Below are 17,459 nucleotides of genomic sequence, written 5' to 3' on the forward strand. Positions count from 1 at the left end.
CAGTGTATGCCGTTGCGTCGCACTCGTGTGACCGTAGCGACAAAACACCATCTTTATATCCAGGCATGTTGCTTATAAATTTTTGCCAACTTCTGTAAGAGCGGAAACAACACCGCCCAGATAATACCCAGCAACAGCATGCTCGGCCAAAGTCCCAGTGGCAGATAAACCCCAGCCATCTTTGACCCCGCGTAATACGACATCGGACCGCCGATTGCGCCCAGCACACTGGCGCGCCACCACGGTGTGGCGGTCCAATCCAAACAGTGGTTGAGCGTGGTGGCCAAAACAGCCCATAGCACCATCAGCCACAGGGGAATCAACAGCCCTTCGCTGGCGAAACTGAAAACACCTGATTTCAGCAACAGGCTGTCGATCAACGTACCTATAAGTGCCACGCTAACTACCAGCGGACCTTCCGTGCGCCACGAACTTATCCACAACAGATGCACCGCCAGTACCACCCCAGCCAACAATAGCCAAAGACTATTGCCGCCCAGTACGCAGGCAAACCAACCGATTTGGAACAATAACGCGTTGGCTAGGCGCTTACGCATCAAACCGTCCAAGCAGCGGTTGTGGCATGGCGTCGGGTTTGGCTAGCAGCAATTGCGCGGTGCCGATGGTGCGTTCGAGAAACCCCCCTTCGCAGTAGCACAGGTAGAATTCCCAAAGCCGCAAGAAATAATCATCGTAGCCTAACTCCATCAAATAGCCGTGAGCGTGGCGAAAGTTGTCGTGCCACATCCGCAGCGTTCGTGCGTAATGTAAGCCAAAGTCTTCCATATGCATCAGGTTCATGTCGGTATCGCGCCCCACCACTTCCAGCATGCGCTGCACTGAGGGTAGGGCGCCCCCTGGAAAAATGTAACGTTGAATAAAATCGACGGTGTTCTTCGCCTGTTCGTAACGTTGCTCACGAATCGTAATGGCTTGAATAAGCATCAATCCGTTGCTCTTCAACAGGTGCGCGCACTGTTTGAAATAGGTCGGTAAAAATTGGTGACCCACAGCTTCGATCATTTCTATAGACACTAGCTTGTCGTATTCGCCAGTGAGGTCGCGATAATCCTCCAGCAGCAGTGTTACTTGATTCTGCAACCCGAGCTGGATGACGCGTTTTTCAGTGTAGGCAAATTGTTCTTTAGACAGCGTGGTAGTGGTCACGCGGCAACCGTACTTCTGTGCAGCGTAGATAGCCATGCTGCCCCAGCCCGTACCGATTTCCAATAAATGGTCCGACGGTTTGAGCACCAGTTTTTGGCAGATACGCTCGAGCTTGTTCAACTGCGCCTGCTCCAGCGTGTCATCGGCACTGAGAAATTGCGCGGCGGAATACATCATGGTCGGATCGAGAAACTGTTCGAACAGCTCGTTGCCGAGGTCGTAGTGCGCCGCAATATTTTTCTGCGAACCTTTGCGCGTATTGCGATTCAGCCAGTGCAAGCCATGAATGAATGGCCGACTGAGTTTAGCCAGTCCACCTTCCATCGCATCTAGTACTTCCAGGTTGCTGACCAATACCCGAATAACGGCAGTCAGGTCTGGGGTGGTCCAATAGCCATGAATAAACGCCTCCCCCGCCCCTATTGAACCGTTGCTGGCAACCATGCCCCAGGTGGCGGGATCAACCACCGTGATTTGCCCTTGCAACACTGCGCCGGCTGCGCCAAATACCTGGCGATCATTGCCTTCAGTGACTACCAGCTGCCCGCGTTGCAGTCGTGCCAGTTGACGCAGAACACCGCGTCGAAGGAGGTTCGTCGTCAGGCTGTTAGTGCTGATATTTGCCGTTACGCTGCTACTTTTCATGGCGAGAATCCTTGGGTTGCACGGCGGCAATACGAAAGGCGGCGTCAGCAGCCTGATGGGAAAAAATTGGCATTCGTTTGATTAGCAAACGCAACGCTTGCCAATAAATTGCCAGACACGTCTTGGCCGTCATCCAGGGGTATTGGAGCAAATAACGGTGCAGGCTGGCGCGGTTCAGGTCTAGTCGTTCCAGGTTCAGCGTTGCGTCGAACACTTTGAGTTCGCCTTGCCAGTCAGCCATGTGCACTCCTAACTTTTCCGCCGGCGGGCTAAAACTCATTCGGTACTCCAGGTCCCGTGGCAAAAACGGCGAGACATGAAAAGCCTTGGCGACCGCAAAATGTTGATGCGTATCACCTTCAGCGGGTAGCACGTAGTGGTAATGCTCGCCCCACGGCGTATTGGTGACTTCGCACACAATGGCTGCCAGCTGGCCGTCGCTCTCGTAACAATAAAAGAAACTGACCGGGTTGAACGACAGACCCCAACTGCGGGCTTGGGTTAGCAGGCAGATTTTGCCCAGAGGTGTATGACTGAGCGCTGCGCCGACCAGCTCACGCACCGCGTCCATCAGTGGAACTCCACGCTGGGTATAGGTCTTTAGATAATCAGTTTGGCGAAATGAAAAGGGCGCAAACCGACTACTGCCGGCCAGTGGCGACAACGCAAGTACCTCTTCTTGTTCGGCGAGGTCCAAGTACAGCAGGCCAATCCGATACCGAAAGTCGTGGGCTTTAGGCGAGAACCGCCTATGAGCGATCCAGCCGCAGTAAAGGGCGCTATTCACAGCAGTTCCCCAAACGCTTGGGCAACTCGCAGGCCGCTGACTACGCCGTCTTCATGAAAGCCGTTAGCCCAATAGGCGCCGCAGTAATAAGAGTGCTGAGCACCAAACAGTTCTTCCCAGCGCGCTTGTGCCGCAACGGCCGTCAGGCTGTATTGAGGATGGGAATAGCGGTAGCGGGCGAGGATTTTGCTCGGGTCTATGGCCGCTGTCTGGTTAAGACTGACGCAAAAGCGCGTGTTGGATTTAAGCCCCTGCAGGATGTTCATGTCATAGGTAACTGCCGCTAAATGCTGCTCATCACCGCCTAGGCGATAGTTCCAACTGGCCCAGGCCAAAGGGCGTTTGGGCAATAACTGGATGTCGGTGTGCAGTACCACGTCGTTGTCGGCGTAGAGCAGGGCTCCCAGAATTTCTTGCTCGGCTGCGCTCGGTTTCGTCAGCATTTTTAAGGCTTGGTCGCTGTGGCAAGCGAACACTACTTTGTCAAAGCGCTCACTGCCCGCTGCGCTGTGAATCACCACGCCCTGATCATCGCGCTCGACCCGATCCACCGGGCAGTTAAGCCGAATTTTGTCGCGGAACGAAGCGATCAACGGGTCTATATAGCGGCTGGAGCCACCTTCTACTACGCACCATTGCGGTCGGTTACTGACCGAAAGCAAACCGTGGTTTTTGAAGAAACGTACAAAAAATTGCAGCGGAAAGCTCAGCATGTCGGCGAGAGACATCGACCAGATCGCCGCGCCCATAGGCACGATGTAGTGTTCTGTAAAACGTCGTCCGTATCCGCCACTTTTCAGGTACGCACCCAAAGTGGTATTCACGGCAATGCGCTGACTTTGGAGGTCATCTAGCGCCTCACGATTGAAGCGTAGGATGTCGCGTAGCATTAACCAAAATGAGGGTGAGCAAAGGTTGCTGCGCTGAGCAAACAGGCTGTTAAGGGAATTACCGTTGTACTCAATGCCGGCGCTGGGGTCGCAGACTGAGAAACTCATTTCTGTGGCTTTAAACGAGACACCTAGGGTGCCCAGCAGCCGAATAAAATTGGGGTAGGTCCAGTCGTTAAACACGATAAAACCGGTATCAATGGCGTGGCTTGTGCCGTCAACCGTGACATTCACGGTGTGCGTGTGACCGCCCACCCAGTCAGCGGCCTCGAAGACGCTGATGTCATTACGGCGGTTGAGTAAATACGCCGTGGTCAGCCCGGATATACCGCTGCCAATGATCGCGATTTTCATGGAGTTACCTTCTCCGTGCTCGATGTGCGGGCCAAGTGTTTGCCGAGCAAAAGTTGCAGGCGTTTGGGCAGCATCGCTATCAGCCGTAGGCTGAGAATAAAGGCGGTGGGGAAGGCTATCTCCAGCGGACGGTGTGAGCGCTGCAAACGCTCGGCGATGTGCCGGGCGGCTTTGTCTACAGGCCAGCGCATAGGCATCGGAAAGTCGTTACTTGCGGTCAGTGGTGTGTCGACGAAACCGGGGCTGACGATGGTTACGTCAATGCCTTCATGAGCCAGGTCGATGCGCAAAGCCTCGAACAGGTATCGCAAGCCTGCTTTGGAGGCGCCATAGGCTTCAGCCCGGGTCAGGGGCAGGTAAGTCACCGAACTGGCAACGGCCACTAGATGCGGTTTTTTTCCGCTACGCAGCAAGGGCAGGGCTTCCTGCACGCAATAGCTGCTGGCGATTAAATTAGTTCGGATTACCCGCTCGATCATGGCAGCATCGAAATTTCTACTGTCAACGTATTCGCAGGTGCCAGCGTTTAAAATTGCGGAGTCAAGAGCGCCCCAAATTTGAGCGATACGCTCGCCAATTTGTTTGACCTGTTCGCTGTCAGTGAGGTCGCCAGGTGCCAGCAGGACTTGTTGGGGATAGCGTTTATCCAGTATTTCCAATGGCCCAACCGTGCGCGCAGTTAATGCAACGCGATGTCCGGCTTTGAGCAGTTCTTCTGCCAACGCCAAGCCTATTCCACTGCTAGCGCCGGTCAGCCAAATTCGGCGAACGTTTGGATTGGGCGTCATGCAACTCTCCCCTTTAACCACAATATGGCTCGGCCCAAGATCGGCACGTGTTCGTAAAGCATGGCGCCCGCATCGAAAAAATCGCGGTGTTGATAAACCTTGTCGTTCCACAGCAGATGCGAACACCCCTCAACGCGGATCAGCTGCCCGGCGTTTAGCCGTGGATGACGAAAACTCATGGTCCAGCGCAGATAACCTTTGCCTTCGCGCACCTGATCGAACGCGTAAAACTCGAAGCGCAGCTGGCTGACATTGCCGTACAGCTCTTCGAAGTAACGCTTTACGTTACTGAGGCCGGTGACCTCGTGAAGAGGGTCGGTAAAGACCACGTCATCGCTATAGAGCTCGCCAAGTTGATCCATCGAATCTTTGTCCAGAGCTGCGAAGCTGTGAGCAAAGCGACGTAGATAATCACTCACTTAGATTTTCCCCTTGCTGGCGATGGGGCAGGCTCTTGAAGGCAGCCAGTGCTCTTAGGCGGCTTAGACCTAAATCCACGATGGGTTTGGGGTAGTTGGCGACGCCGAACAAGCCGCCTGCCGTAGCCGGGTTATGAACTTCTTTTTTATTCAGATTTGCCAGCTCCGGCAGCCAGTGCTTAAGAAAGAGGCCTTCGCTGTCGAATCGTTCCGATTGGCTTAGCGGGTTGAAAATTCGAAAGTACGGGGCGGAATCAGTGCCCGTCGATGAGCTCCATTGCCAGCCACCATTATTGGCTGCCAAGTCGCCGTCGATCAGGTGCTGCATAAAAAATCGTTCGCCAAGGCGCCAGTCGATCAATAGATTTTTAGTTAAAAACATCGCGACAACCATCCGTAGACGGTTATGCATCCAGCCGGTATCCAGCAGTTGGCGCATGGCGGCGTCAATGATCGGCAGGCCAGTGCGCGCTTCTTGCCATGCGGCCAGGTCGGCAGGCGCGTCACGCCATTGCACCGCTTCGGTCTCAGGGCGAAACGCACAGTGACGCGAAACCCGTGGATAACCGACCAGAATATGTTTGTAAAACTCTCGCCACAGCAACTCGTTTATCCAAGTGACTGCGCCGATATTACCGGTGTCGAATTCACCGTGATTACTTCGCAAGGCTGCATGGAGGCACTGGCGAGGTGATATAACGCCTGCGGCGAGGTATGCCGATAGTTGGCTTGTGCCAGGTTTCGCCGGAAAATCGCGCTCGCTTTCGTAATAGTTGATCTGTTCGTCGGTGAACAATTCCAGGCGCCGTCGGGCTTCCTCTTCTCCCGCCGGCCACAGCCCGCGCACGGCTTCAGTAGAAGGCGTAAAGCCTGCAACGCTGGTTGGCACGGTGTCACTGTTAATAGACAGTTCTGGCTGGGCGGTTAGGCGCTGAACCAGCGGCGGTATTGATAGGTTCAGGCGTGAGTAACACGCTTTGCGAAACTGACTATAAACCTGAAAATAGTTACCTGATTTGGTCAGCACGCTGCCGGGCTTGAAGAACAGCTGATCTAAATGGTTATAAACATGAATCCCTGCATCTTGCAGCGTTTCACTAACGGCCCGGTCTCGCGTCATCTCGTGGATGCCATATTCGTCGTTAAGGTGCAGGGCTTCTACATTGTGCTGCTTGCAGAGCTCAAGCAGCACGCTTGGCGCTTGGTTCCAGGTATCCGCGTAGCGAATCAATAGCGGTACATTTATTTTTTTCAGCGATTGGCTTAGTTCGGACAAATTCCGCAGCCAGAAATCAACCTTGCAGGCTGCGTCGTCATGGGCTTGCCATTGCCCTGGGCTGATCAGGTAAACAGCGATCGTCGGACCGCGTTGCATCGCAGCGGTTATCGCAGTGTTGTCATGTGAGCGCAGATCGCTGCGCAGCCAAACCAGTTGCATATTCACACCTTAAATAAGCCCGAGTTTGTGCAGTATGGTCTGGGCAGCAAGCGGATCTTCGGCCAGTGTCAGTCCGTCAATCTCGGTAGTAGATACGGACAGCTCGGCGCAATGGATGCATACCGTTGGTCCGACAATCAGTTTGGGGCAGGCTATGTTGGCCAAGAGTTTGGGCAACAGATTCACGCTCAACGCCTTACTGGAATACAGCAGCAGCCCCCGGGCTTGTAGGTATTCGACGGCCAACGCCAACTCACCGACGGGCACGGGCCAATCGAATACTTCCACCGGACAATCGCTGCTACTGATTAACCAAGCGGTTAGCCAAAGATGCGGTTCTAGAGGTAAGTCAGACTGATTGACCAGCAGCAGGGGCGTGCCATTGAGTTGACGATTGTTGTAGTAGATCCGTGCGCCCAACTTGCTACGAAGCCATGAGTAGAAAAAAATTCGCTCCAGTTGCGCGCCGAATTGTCCCTGCCAACGCTGTTCCAGTTCGGTTAGCAATGGCAAAAGAAGTTGTTCGCAAAGGGTGCGCGGTGGGTACAGCGCCATCGCCTGATTAATAGTTTCATCAACTTTGCGTTCAGCCAGTTGGCCAATGGCAATTAGCAATGTCTGACGTAGATTGTCCCAATCGTTTGCGGGGTCATGGGTGATCGGTTGCGGCATATCAATCAGTTGCTTGACCTGACTGACAGACACTCCACGATTGAGCCAAGTGAGAATCAAAAAAATTCGTTGCACATGTTCGGCGCAATACAGCCGATGACCTTTAGCCGTGCGCTGAGGTATCACCAATCCATAGCGCCGTTCCCACGCCCGAAGCGTTACCGGATTGACTCCGGTTTGCCGAGCAACTTCGCGAATAGGCAGCCAGCCGTGTTCCAGCGCCAATTGGTATTCGGCGCGCCTCGATTCCGGCTGTGCGTTGTGCGCTTGATCGGTTAGATTTTTCATGAGTCAGATCGCATTGCGCAAACCGAGATTTTCCGGATGCGGTTGGAGGTAAACCTGCTGTGCCAGGTAGGCATCCGGATGCTGTCGCAAGTGGTGTTTGAGCAGGGTCAGTGGCACCACCAGTGGCACCACGCCGCGTCGATATTGGCCGATCAGTCGCTGCATTTCCTCTCGGTCGTCCTGGCTCATGGTTTTTTTGAAATACCCATTGAGGTGTTGCAGGACATTTGTGTGGGTGCCGCGTGTGGCGCATTTTTTCAACGCGTCCATCAATTCACTGAAATACCGTGGTCCAATTTCATTCGGATCTGACTTGGCCATGGAGCCCAGCATTTTACCCAGTGCTCGGTATTGAGCAGGGTTGTTCGCCATGAGTTGGTATTTGTAGCGCGAGTGGAATTCAGTCAGGCTGCGGCGGCTCAATCCGCTACTCAGTAGTGCTTGCCAATCGGCGTAGGCATACACCCGAGTGATAAAGTTTTCTCGTAATACGGGATCATTTAGTCGACCGTCTTCTTCAACCGGCAGGTTCGGTTGTTGCGCACAAAAGGCTCGGGCGTAGATCCCTCGGCCTACCGGGGCTGGGAGACCGTTGTCTTTGTACACCTTCACTCGTTCGAGACCGCACGAAGGTGACTTCTGCATAAAAATATAGCCGCACACATCGCTCATCTGCGTGGCCATGTGCACGCCGTAGTCAGCTAACGCCTGGGTCACGTTCAACTCACTATGAACACTCCCGATTGCCTGAGGTGAGTCTGGATCGCCGATCAGTCGAATGGCTTCCCGTGGAATGCCCATGCCAATGGCGACCTCGGGGCAAACAGGCACGAAATCAAAATACTCTTTCAGGGTTTGGGTACACAGGTGTGATTCTTTATGGCCGCCGTTGAATCGCACCTCAACGCCCATCAAGCAGGCGCTGATGCCGAGTTTGGGTTTGCTGAGGGCGGTAACGCTAGACATGACAAACCTCTGATTTTTTGTTGTACAGACATGGGCTTCTGTACAACTTTAAATCATCATAGGTTCGATACTGTACAAGTCAATTTATTTGTACAATATTTGTCGCGAATTGAGCGGGTAACTACCGGCAGTGGTTTGAACGCAATAGCCCTGAGGATGAAGGCTGTCTGCTATTTCCAGCCCATGTGCCAAGCGTCGCTGTTTTGCAGGCTTAGCCACGGTAGACGTTCGGTGCGCCGAGTGAGGACGGCCTGTAATTCAATCTCCAGCACTATGCCTTGCTCATCGCAAAACAGTTCGGTCACCAGAAAATGTTTTTCTCGGAGTTCGGGATGGGCTGCTGTCCATTTCGACAGCAGCAACTTGTGGGGGTTAAGTCGGTTCACTCTAAGTGCTCCATCAGTCGGCGTGCAGCTTCTTGTCCGCTAAGCCATGCACCTTCAACGCGGCCAGACAGGCACCAATCGCCACACACATAAACACCTAAATCCGAGTCGGACAATGAGCCCCATTCATGAGCCCCAGCCGGCCGCGCATAGAGCCAGCGATGGGCAAGAGTGAATGCAGGAGCAGGCATGGCGCAACCGACCAACTCGGCGAAAGCGCCGTGCAAGTGCTCAATGACCGCTTCTTTGGGCAGGTCCAAATGTTGTTTGCTCCACGCGCTGGTGGCATGCAGGACCCACGTGTCAAGGGCGCTTGAACGTCCCGGTTTACTTCGATTTCGGGCTAGCCAGTCAAGGGGGCTGTCTTGTACGAAGCAGCCTTCCATGGGCGTTTTTAGAGGTGTGTCAAAAGCCAGTGCCACGGCCCAGGTAGGTTCCATTTGAACCCCCGCTACAACACTGGCGAGTTTCGGCGCGGCGGCGAGCAGGGTAGTTGCTTGCGGGGCGGGTAAGGCGATCACGACATGGCTGAATGGACCGTGAGTGACGCCGTCAGCATCTTGCAAACTCCAGTGGTGTTTACCGCGATACACTTCGGTGATTCGGCATGAAAAGGTCACGGGAAGGTCGGCGCGCATGGCTCGGGTTATCGCACTCATACGTGGGCTGCCAACCCAGCGAGTCTGCTCATCCGGCGACGGGCTGAGCTTGCCTGCGTGATAGTTATAGAGCTGAGGGGCCCATACTGCGACGTACCCACTCAATTGCCATTGCTGTACAACTTCAACGAAGCGCCTGTCACGGGCAGTGAAGTATTGAGCGCCCAAGTCCAGAGCGCCCGCATCACTGCGTTTGCTGGACATTCGGCCGCCACTGCCGTTGCTTTTATCAAAAAGATGAACGGAATGCCCGGCGCTGTGGAGCGCTTGGGCAGCTGAGAGTCCGGCGATGCCGGTACCGATGATTGCGATGGGTACAGTCATAGGGGCCTCGTTACCTTATTTGTACAGACTACGCCGTAGTTAAAACCTGTACAATCTTGTTTTTCGGTATAACTTGCTGCTCGTGCGAATTATGCGACTCGCTTATCTGAGTTTGGCCCCTGATCGGGTTTGCTCAACTACCCATCCGGATTGTGTACGGCTAGGCAAAGATCGATAAGAGCCGCTATGACCTATGGTTAAGGCGGACGGCAGAATCAGTAGCTGCCTGGCATCCCACTGCTGCACGAAGGTTGAGTGTGGTAATCAATAGACTAACGATTTGCGACGAACGCCACGCGAGGAGCATTTCATGCACATATTGCTGACCGGCGGTACTGGTTTGATAGGACGCCAGCTGTGCAAAAGCTGGCGGTCACAGGGTCATCAGCTCACGGTCTTGAGCCGCAGGCCTGATGAGGTTCGTAGATTGTGCGGAGATTCAGTGCGAGGTATTGCCCGGCTGGATGATGTAGGCGCTGACCCGGTCGATGCGGTTGTCAACCTGGCGGGCGCACCTATCGCAGACAGGCCTTGGACGCGTAAACGCAAAGCGTTGTTATGGGAAAGTCGCGTAGGCCTCACGGAGCAGTTGCTGGCGTGGCTGGAACGTCGCGAACATAAACCGCGGGTATTGATCTCCGGGTCTGCCGTTGGCTGGTACGGCGATGGTGGTGAGCGTGAACTGAACGAAGACGCAGCGCCGGTCGCCTTGGATTTCGCCAGCCGCCTGTGCGATGCGTGGGAGGAGACTGCGCAGCGCGCCGAGGCACTGGGCATACGTGTCGTCATTGTGCGTACGGGCTTGGTCTTGGCTGACGGCGGCGGGTTTTTGCAGCGTCTTTTGTTGCCGTTCAAACTCGGTGTTGGTGGCCCGATTGGCAGCGGTCGACAATGGATGCCATGGATTCACATTCAGGACCAAGTCGCACTGATTGATTTTTTGTTGAACCGGACCCAAGCCCAAGGTCTTTATAATGCCTGCGCGCCTTACCCGGTTCGCAATCGAGAGTTCGCTAAAACGCTGGGCACTGTTTTACACCGTCCTGCGTTCATGCCATTGCCAGCGTTTGCACTGAGAGCACTGCTGGGGGAGATGTCTGTATTGTTACTGGGCGGCCAGCGCGCGCAACCGGCTCGACTTCAGGAAGCAGGCTTTACTTTTTCATTTACTGATTTAAACGCGGCCCTGAATGATGTCTTGGGCCGCCACTGACAAAGGATGCTGCATGACCGATCACGCGCTGTTGCTGGTCAACTTGGGTTCGCCGGCCTCGACCAAGGTGGCAGATGTCCGAAGCTACTTGAATCAATTTTTGATGGACCCCTATGTCATTGACGTACCGTGGCCGGTTAGGCGGCTTCTGGTATCGCTGATTTTGATTAAGCGCCCCGAGCAGTCGGCGCACGCTTATGCGTCCATTTGGTGGGACGAGGGTTCTCCGCTGGTGGTGCTGAGTCAGCGCTTGCAGCAAGCGATGGTCAAGGAGTGGAGGCAGGGCCCTGTCGAGTTGGCAATGCGTTATGGCGAGCCTTCTATCGAGACCGTACTGACCCGTTTGGCCGCACAGGGTATTCAGAAAGTGACCCTGGCGCCGTTATACCCACAGTTTGCCGACAGCACCGTGACCACGGTGATCGAGGAGGCAAAGCGGGTGGTGAAGGCGAAGTCATTGAACATCCGGTTTTCGTTGCTACAGCCGTTCTACGATCAGCCGGAATACCTTGATGCGTTGGTGGAAAACGCTCGACCACAGCTTCAGCAACCCCATGATCATTTATTGTTAAGTTTTCACGGCTTGCCCGAGCGGCACCTGCACAAGCTAGACCCCACCGGTAATCATTGTCTGAAGGGAGCCGAATGCTGCAAGACGGCGTCTGCGCAGGTGATCGCAACGTGTTACCGGGCGCAGTGTTTGCGCACGGCGGCACTATTTGCCGAACGGCTGGGCTTGGCCGATGGCAAATGGTCGGTGTCGTTCCAGTCACGCTTGGGGCGTGCGAAATGGATCGAGCCCTACACCGAAGCGCGTCTCGCTGCACTGGCGAAAGACGGCGCGAAAAAAATCCTGGTGATGTGCCCGGCATTTGTTGCCGATTGCATCGAGACCCTAGAGGAAATAGGCGATCGGGGCAAAGAGCAATTCCGCGAAGCGGGAGGGGAGGAGTTGGTACTGATTCCTTGCCTGAACGATGACCCGAATTGGGCTGCCGCGCTCAAAACGCTGTGTGAGCGAGCGCCAGTAATGTTGTAGTTTTCTAAGTTGCCTCGCCAACAATTTGTTGGCGAGGCACCCTAGAAGAGAGCCAACTAGCGTTACAACATCTCTTCCAGTTTTTTCTTGTGCTTCCAGCTGTCATTGCCCGGCAGCAGCAGGTTCAAGCCAATCGCAACCACCGCACACAGCGCAATGCCTTTGAGACCAAAGTCGTTAGGGCCGGTGCCGGTGCCGATCAAGACGCCACCAATACCGAACACCAACGTTACCGACACAATCACCAGATTGCGCGCCTCGGCGAGGTCGACTTTATGGCGGATTAAAGTGTTCATCCCCACCGCAGCAATCGAGCCGAACAACAGGCACAGAATTCCGCCCATGACGGGGATCGGGATGCTTTGCAGCAGCGCGCCGAACTTGCCGATGAAAGCCAGGCTGATGGCGAATATCGCCGCCCACGTCATGATTTTAGGGTTGTAGTTTTTGGTCAACATCACCGCGCCGGTTACTTCGGCGTAGGTGGTGTTCGGCGGTCCGCCAAACAAACCTGCCACGGTAGTAGCGATACCGTCACCGAGTAGCGTGCGATGCAGCCCTGGTTTTTTCAGGTAATCGCGACCGGTCACACTGCCCACTGCAATCACGCCGCCGATGTGTTCAATGGCGGGTGCCAACGCGACCGGGACAATAAACAAGATCGCCTGCCAGTTGAATTCCGGGGCCGTGAAGTTAGGCAGCGCCAGCCAAGGCGCAGCGGCGATTTTTGCGACGTCGACCACGCCGAAATAAAACGCCAGGGCGAAACCGATCAACACACCGGAAATGATCGGCACCAGACGGAAAATTCCGCGCCCGAACACCGCTACGACCACCGTTGTCAGCAGCGCCGGCATCGAGATCCACATGGCGATGTGATACGGAATCAACTGCGCACCGTCTCCACCTTTACCCATGGCCATATTGGCGGCAATCGGCGCCATGGCGAGACCGATAGAGATGATCACCGGGCCAATGACCACGGGCGGCAATAATCGGTCGATGAACCCCGTGCCCTTGATCTTCACCGCAAGGCCGAGAAAAGTGTAAACAAACCCTGCCGCCATGATCCCGCCCATGGTCGCGGCCAGACCGAACTGGCTTTTGGCGAGGATAATCGGCGTAATAAACGCGAAGCTTGAGGCCAGGAATACCGGCACCTGACGGCCCGTAACCACCTGAAAACACAAGGTGCCAAGCCCGGCGGTGAACAGCGCGACGTTCGGGTCGAGGCCGGTGATCAATGGCATAAGGACCAAGGCGCCAAAAGCCACGAAAAGCATCTGAGCGCCTGAGAGCACGGTGCGCCAGAGTGGATCGTTGAATTCATCCGGCTTCATCAGGCTTCCTTCTGCTTGGTACCGAATATCTTGTCGCCGGCGTCGCCCAAGCCTGGAATGATGTAACCGTGTTCGTTCAAGCGCTCATCGATGGATGCGGTGTAAATCATCACATCGGGGTGAGCTTTCTCCACTGCGGCAATGCCTTCGGGCGCTGCGACCAACACCATGGCGCGGATTTCCTTGCAACCTGCGCGCTTGAGCAGGTCAATGGCCGCAACCATTGAGTTACCGGTCGCCAGCATTGGATCAATGATCATAGCCAGTCGCTCATTGATCTCAGGAACCAGCTTTTCCAGATAGGTGTGGGCTTGCAGTGTCGCTTCATTGCGAGCCAAGCCGACGGCGCTGACCTTGGCACCGGGGATCAGGCTGAGCACGCCATCGAGCATGCCGATACCTGCCCGCAAAATCGGGACAACAGTAATTTTCTTGCCGGCGATTTTTTCGACCTGCACTGTACCTGCCCAACCCTGGATTTCGTAGGTTTCCAAGGGCAGATCGGCGGTTGCTTCATAGGTCAGTAGCGCACCGACCTCCTGAGCCAGTTCACGAAAATTCTTGGTGCTGATGTCCGCTCGGCGCATTAAACCGAGCTTGTGGCGGATCAGCGGATGGCGGATCTCACGGATGGGCATAAGGAAAGACTCCGACGGGGGCAAAAAAACGGCCTAGATTAATCTATCCAACTGTTACTGTCCGAACGTTAGTCCAGAAATGCTTGCTCTGACCGAAGCGGATGCGTACCTTTGCCCGCTTTTCTTCCACCGCACCCAATGGAGAGCGCCATGTCTGCTGATCTCGAGCATATCCGCCAAATCATGCGCGAAGCTGATTGCCTGTACACAGAAGCTGAAGTCGAGGCAGCCATCGCTCGTCTTGGCGCCGAGATCAATGCCGCGCTGGCTGACACCAATCCCGTGGTGTTTTGCGTTATGAATGGTGGCCTGATCTTCACCGGAAAACTATTGACGCACCTCAACTTCCCGCTGGAAGCGTCCTACTTGCACGCCACCCGCTATCGCAATGAAACCACCGGCGGTGACCTGTTTTGGAAGGCTAAGCCGGAAGTCTCGTTTATCGACCGCGATGTGTTGATCATCGATGACATTCTCGACGAAGGTCACACCCTCGGCGCGATCGTCGACTTCTGTAAGCACGCAGGCGCTCGGGCGGTTCACACCGCCGTGCTGATCGATAAAGAACACGACCGCAAAGCGCGGCCAGACCTCAAAGCCGACTTCGTAGGTTTGCCATGCATCGACCGCTATATCTTTGGTTACGGTATGGACTACAAGGGCTACTGGCGCAATGCAGCCGGTATTTATGCGGTTAAAGGGATGTAAAGCGGCCTACATGCCTGAGTTCACGCCAGTTTTCGGGAACACTTGCACATGACGTTGTTGATCGCTCGGCTGCCTTGCTTCCACTGGTGTTGAGCAACCTTGATGGCCATGTATGGGCCGGTTTACACACCATCGGGCTACATGTGCGTTGAGCGCCGAGGCGGGGGAGGGTTAAACTGCCCGCCCGTGATATCGCGAATCAGTTGGAGTCAGCAGTAATGCGTAAAGATAAAAGGCAGGTGATTGGCGATGAAATCGGCGATGAACAAATCAAATTGTTCCTCGATTTCGAACCGGTTGATGCTACCTCGCCGTCACTGCACAAGCTGATCAAGGCCTACCGTGGTCTGCGGATTAACGATTTTGAGCGATTTTTGGTATTTTTTCTCGCGGCGGGTTTGGACCTTGATGGCAAAAATGAGTACGGTCAGGATTTCGTTACGTTGATCAAAGACCAGCGTAACGCCGAGGAATACATTGACCTGATTGAACAGGCTCGCGGCTGATACTGTTGTTTAGCCCAAAAAAAACGCCCCTCAGGGGCGTTTTTAATAGCGGATACGATCAAGCGAAGCTTTCGGACTCGTTGCTGATCACAACCAAATCCAGGCTTTCGTTGCACTGGTCGTTGATCCGCCGATACAGCTGCGCATCGTTTTCCAGCTCTTTTTCTCTTGCCGGGAAAATTTCATTGAGCTTGGCAGCCCATTCGCCACGGGCCTTGTCCGGGAAGCAGCGGTCAATCAGGTCGAGCATGATTGACACCGTCACCGAGGCACCTGGAGAGGCGCCGAGGAGGGCCGCCAGCGAACCGTCTTTGGACGATACCAGCTCAGTGCCGAACTGCAGCACGCCGCCTTTTTTTGCGTCTTTCTTGATGATCTGAACCCGTTGACCGGCGACTTCAAGACGCCAGTCCTCAGCCTTGGCTTGCGGGTAGAAGCGGCGCAGCGATTCAAGACGTTGTTCCATCGACTGCATCACTTCGCTGACCAAGTACTTGGTCAGGTCCATGTTGTCACGGGCGACAGCCAGCATCGGGCCAATATTGGCGGCGCGAACCGAAAGCGGCAGATCCATGAAGGAGCCGTGTTTCAGAAACTTGGTGGTGAAACCCGCGTAGGGTCCAAACAATAACGAGGTTTGACCGTCGACGACGCGGGTGTCCAAGTGCGGCACCGACATCGGCGGCGAACCCACGGCGGCCTGGCTATACACCTTGGCTTGGTGGTGTTTGACCACTTCTGGATTATCGCAACGCAGCCATTGGCCGCTGACCGGGAAGCCACCGAAACCTTTGCTTTCTTCAACGCCAGACATCTGCAACAACGGCAATGCCGCGCCGCCTGCACCGAGAAATACGAATTTGGCATCTACTTCGCGGGTGTTGCCGGTATTGACGTCTTTGATGCTAACGCTCCAGCCTTGGCCGTTTCGGGTCAGACCGGTGACGCGCTTACAGTATTTGACCTGCGCATCCGGCGTGCTGGACAAGTGTTTGAGCAGCTGATTAGTCAATGCACCAAAATTGACATCGGTGCCATTCATGACGCGGGTTGCGGCGATAGGCTCATCTATTGGCCGACCCGGCATCATCAGGGGCATCCACTCGGCCAATTTGGCTTTGTCTTCGGTGTATTCCATGGCCGAGAAAGCATGATGCGTATGCATCGCTTCGAAACGCGCTTTGAGGAACGACACGCCGTCGGTGCCCTGGACAAAACTCAGGTGCGGGACTGGACTGATAAACGATTTTGAAGAACCAAAGGAGCCTTTCTTGGTCATGTATGACCAGAACTGCTTCGAGACCTCAAACTGGGTGTTGATATGCACCGCTTTTTTGATAGATATAGAGCCATCAGCCGCTTGCGGTGTGTAATTGAGCTCACACAGGCCCGCGTGGCCGGTGCCGGCGTTGTTCCACGGATTGGAACTCTCCGCAGCACCGGAATCCATCAGCTCAACGACTTCCAGCGTGAGGCTGGGGTCGAGCTCTTTAAGCAGCACCGCCAGGGTGGCACTCATGATGCCCGCCCCAACCAGTACCACATCAACTGTTTCGTTATGCGCCATTAACGCGTCTCCAAAATCTGCAGCACCAAATTGACGGCATACGATCCCGAGCTAAGCTGCCGGTTGTTGCCGAGGCCTGAATCCGAGAGAGCCCCAGGTAACCTATGGCCAGGATCGCCATGTCCGATTCTTCGCAATTTTTTGCATCTTCAGCGGACGCCACCCTTCGGGCTTTGAGTGCTTATGAACTCACTTTCAGGCTCGACTGGCAATTCGACTATCGTCAAGGCGTCCGTTTGTGCAACCAAATCCGTAGTGGACAGGCTTCAGGCTCCGGTCATGGAGACTGCGCAGCAGTGTTGGGCCCCATTTAACAGGGCTGGATCAGACGTTAACGGTGCATGTAAGAACGCAAAACTATTCATTTGCTCGCCACACTCTTATGAAGTAGTGAAAACCCGTTTTTTCACGCTCTTTTGAAGACGTGAACCTCAAAAAGAACCGACGTTAACGCAGGTTCTGGCAGGCAGGATGCAAAACAAGAGTGACGCTGACGGGTGAGTACTCTCGAAACAATTCGAACGATTCGACCCGGATCGGCGAGCACGAGTGCTTGCAAATAACCTGTGTGGGCGACTCTCTGTGGGGCGGTGCGGGGAGCTAATAAAGAGCATTAGCGATGCTGCGAGGCCCGATCAGGAGACGTCCTTATAATCGGGGCAAGA

General features: G+C 54.8%; 18 protein-coding genes. 4 read left to right on the top strand and 14 right to left on the bottom strand.

Going from position 1 to position 17,459, the window contains the following annotated elements; all coding sequences use genetic code 11:
• Positions 1-53: 53 nt before the first annotated feature.
• From RGW60_RS00405 to RGW60_RS00455, 11 genes are all read right to left on the bottom strand, one after another.
• Positions 54-557: a DUF2878 domain-containing protein gene (locus tag RGW60_RS00405; protein ID WP_322201103.1), complete on the bottom strand. Its 504-nt coding sequence runs from the start codon at positions 555-557 to the stop codon at positions 54-56.
• Positions 550-1,812, bottom strand: coding sequence for a cyclopropane-fatty-acyl-phospholipid synthase family protein (locus RGW60_RS00410; RefSeq protein ID WP_322201105.1), 1,263 nt, complete (start codon positions 1,810-1,812; stop codon positions 550-552). Before RGW60_RS00410 ends, RGW60_RS00405 begins: the two co-directional genes overlap by 8 nt.
• Positions 1,802-2,599 carry a DUF1365 domain-containing protein gene (locus RGW60_RS00415; protein WP_322201107.1) on the bottom strand — a complete coding sequence of 266 codons (798 nt, stop codon included), beginning with the start codon at positions 2,597-2,599 and terminating at the stop codon, positions 1,802-1,804. The genes RGW60_RS00410 and RGW60_RS00415 overlap by 11 nt, the downstream gene beginning before the upstream one ends.
• Positions 2,596-3,843, bottom strand: coding sequence for an NAD(P)/FAD-dependent oxidoreductase (locus RGW60_RS00420; protein WP_322201109.1), 1,248 nt, complete (start codon positions 3,841-3,843; stop codon positions 2,596-2,598). Before RGW60_RS00420 ends, RGW60_RS00415 begins: the two co-directional genes overlap by 4 nt.
• Positions 3,840-4,631, bottom strand: a complete 792-nt coding sequence (locus RGW60_RS00425; RefSeq protein ID WP_322201111.1) for an SDR family NAD(P)-dependent oxidoreductase — start codon at positions 4,629-4,631, stop codon at positions 3,840-3,842. Before RGW60_RS00425 ends, RGW60_RS00420 begins: the two co-directional genes overlap by 4 nt.
• Positions 4,628-5,050 carry a nuclear transport factor 2 family protein gene (locus RGW60_RS00430; RefSeq protein ID WP_322201113.1) on the bottom strand — a complete coding sequence of 141 codons (423 nt, stop codon included), beginning with the start codon at positions 5,048-5,050 and terminating at the stop codon, positions 4,628-4,630. The genes RGW60_RS00425 and RGW60_RS00430 overlap by 4 nt, the downstream gene beginning before the upstream one ends.
• Complete coding sequence (gene phrB / locus RGW60_RS00435) at positions 5,043-6,488, bottom strand: deoxyribodipyrimidine photo-lyase (RefSeq protein ID WP_322201115.1); 1,446 nt, start codon at positions 6,486-6,488, stop codon at positions 5,043-5,045. The genes RGW60_RS00430 and phrB overlap by 8 nt, the downstream gene beginning before the upstream one ends.
• A gap of 9 nt (positions 6,489-6,497) precedes the next feature.
• A complete protein-coding gene (locus RGW60_RS00440; RefSeq protein ID WP_322201117.1) occupies positions 6,498-7,448 on the bottom strand; it encodes a MerR family transcriptional regulator in 951 nt (316 codons plus the stop codon).
• 3 nt (positions 7,449-7,451) lie between these two features.
• Positions 7,452-8,414 carry a DUF523 and DUF1722 domain-containing protein gene (locus RGW60_RS00445; protein WP_322201119.1) on the bottom strand — a complete coding sequence of 321 codons (963 nt, stop codon included), beginning with the start codon at positions 8,412-8,414 and terminating at the stop codon, positions 7,452-7,454.
• Between the two features lie 170 nt (positions 8,415-8,584).
• Positions 8,585-8,800 carry a TIGR02450 family Trp-rich protein gene (locus tag RGW60_RS00450; protein WP_322201121.1) on the bottom strand — a complete coding sequence of 72 codons (216 nt, stop codon included), beginning with the start codon at positions 8,798-8,800 and terminating at the stop codon, positions 8,585-8,587.
• A complete protein-coding gene (locus RGW60_RS00455; RefSeq protein WP_322201123.1) occupies positions 8,797-9,783 on the bottom strand; it encodes an NAD(P)/FAD-dependent oxidoreductase in 987 nt (328 codons plus the stop codon). Before RGW60_RS00455 ends, RGW60_RS00450 begins: the two co-directional genes overlap by 4 nt.
• Before the next feature lie 310 nt (positions 9,784-10,093).
• Here RGW60_RS00455 and RGW60_RS00460 point away from each other — a divergent pair, with 310 nt between their 5' ends.
• Both RGW60_RS00460 and hemH read left to right on the top strand, forming a co-directional pair.
• Entirely contained in the window at positions 10,094-10,996 is a 903-nt protein-coding gene (locus RGW60_RS00460; RefSeq protein ID WP_322201125.1) for a TIGR01777 family oxidoreductase, read from the top strand.
• A 13-nt stretch (positions 10,997-11,009) separates the two neighbouring features.
• Positions 11,010-12,035 carry a ferrochelatase gene (hemH, locus tag RGW60_RS00465; RefSeq protein ID WP_322201127.1) on the top strand — a complete coding sequence of 342 codons (1,026 nt, stop codon included), beginning with the start codon at positions 11,010-11,012 and terminating at the stop codon, positions 12,033-12,035.
• A 62-nt stretch (positions 12,036-12,097) separates the two neighbouring features.
• Here hemH and RGW60_RS00470 read toward each other — a convergent pair whose 3' ends face one another.
• Positions 12,098-13,375, bottom strand: coding sequence for a uracil-xanthine permease family protein (locus tag RGW60_RS00470; RefSeq protein WP_322201129.1), 1,278 nt, complete (start codon positions 13,373-13,375; stop codon positions 12,098-12,100).
• Complete coding sequence (gene upp, locus RGW60_RS00475) at positions 13,375-14,013, bottom strand: uracil phosphoribosyltransferase (protein ID WP_322201131.1); 639 nt, start codon at positions 14,011-14,013, stop codon at positions 13,375-13,377. The genes RGW60_RS00470 and upp overlap by 1 nt, the downstream gene beginning before the upstream one ends.
• 150 nt (positions 14,014-14,163) lie before the next feature.
• On the opposite strand from upp, the gene RGW60_RS00480 reads away from it, so the two are divergent.
• On the top strand, positions 14,164-14,721 hold the full coding sequence (locus RGW60_RS00480; RefSeq protein WP_322201133.1) for a hypoxanthine-guanine phosphoribosyltransferase: 558 nt from the start codon (positions 14,164-14,166) through the stop codon (positions 14,719-14,721).
• Between the two features lie 218 nt (positions 14,722-14,939).
• The gene (locus tag RGW60_RS00485; protein ID WP_322201135.1) at positions 14,940-15,227 is read left to right on the top strand and encodes a PA4642 family protein; all 288 of its coding nucleotides are present in this window, start codon (positions 14,940-14,942) and stop codon (positions 15,225-15,227) included.
• A gap of 58 nt (positions 15,228-15,285) precedes the next feature.
• Here the strand turns inward: RGW60_RS00485 and mqo are convergent, their stop codons facing one another.
• Positions 15,286-16,794, bottom strand: coding sequence for a malate dehydrogenase (quinone) (gene mqo, locus RGW60_RS00490; RefSeq protein WP_322201137.1), 1,509 nt, complete (start codon positions 16,792-16,794; stop codon positions 15,286-15,288).
• Positions 16,795-17,459: the final 665 nt, after the last annotated feature.

Source organism: Pseudomonas sp. AB6 (assembly GCF_034314105.1).
Classification (GTDB): domain Bacteria; phylum Pseudomonadota; class Gammaproteobacteria; order Pseudomonadales; family Pseudomonadaceae; genus Aquipseudomonas.

Coding starts and splice junctions, on each gene's coding strand:
- RGW60_RS00405 (WP_322201103.1), bottom strand. CDS start 557: ATGCGTAAGCGCCTAGCCAACGCGTTATTGTTCCAAATCGGTTGGTTT.
- RGW60_RS00410 (WP_322201105.1), bottom strand. CDS start 1,812: ATGAAAAGTAGCAGCGTAACGGCAAATATCAGCACTAACAGCCTGACG.
- RGW60_RS00420 (WP_322201109.1), bottom strand. CDS start 3,843: ATGAAAATCGCGATCATTGGCAGCGGTATATCCGGGCTGACCACGGCG.
- RGW60_RS00425 (WP_322201111.1), bottom strand. CDS start 4,631: ATGACGCCCAATCCAAACGTTCGCCGAATTTGGCTGACCGGCGCTAGC.
- phrB (WP_322201115.1), bottom strand. CDS start 6,488: ATGCAACTGGTTTGGCTGCGCAGCGATCTGCGCTCACATGACAACACT.
- RGW60_RS00440 (WP_322201117.1), bottom strand. CDS start 7,448: ATGAAAAATCTAACCGATCAAGCGCACAACGCACAGCCGGAATCGAGG.
- RGW60_RS00445 (WP_322201119.1), bottom strand. CDS start 8,414: ATGTCTAGCGTTACCGCCCTCAGCAAACCCAAACTCGGCATCAGCGCC.
- RGW60_RS00455 (WP_322201123.1), bottom strand. CDS start 9,783: ATGACTGTACCCATCGCAATCATCGGTACCGGCATCGCCGGACTCTCA.
- RGW60_RS00460 (WP_322201125.1), top strand. CDS start 10,094: ATGCACATATTGCTGACCGGCGGTACTGGTTTGATAGGACGCCAGCTG.
- hemH (WP_322201127.1), top strand. CDS start 11,010: ATGACCGATCACGCGCTGTTGCTGGTCAACTTGGGTTCGCCGGCCTCG.
- RGW60_RS00470 (WP_322201129.1), bottom strand. CDS start 13,375: ATGAAGCCGGATGAATTCAACGATCCACTCTGGCGCACCGTGCTCTCA.
- upp (WP_322201131.1), bottom strand. CDS start 14,013: ATGCCCATCCGTGAGATCCGCCATCCGCTGATCCGCCACAAGCTCGGT.
- RGW60_RS00480 (WP_322201133.1), top strand. CDS start 14,164: ATGTCTGCTGATCTCGAGCATATCCGCCAAATCATGCGCGAAGCTGAT.
- RGW60_RS00485 (WP_322201135.1), top strand. CDS start 14,940: ATGCGTAAAGATAAAAGGCAGGTGATTGGCGATGAAATCGGCGATGAA.
- mqo (WP_322201137.1), bottom strand. CDS start 16,794: ATGGCGCATAACGAAACAGTTGATGTGGTACTGGTTGGGGCGGGCATC.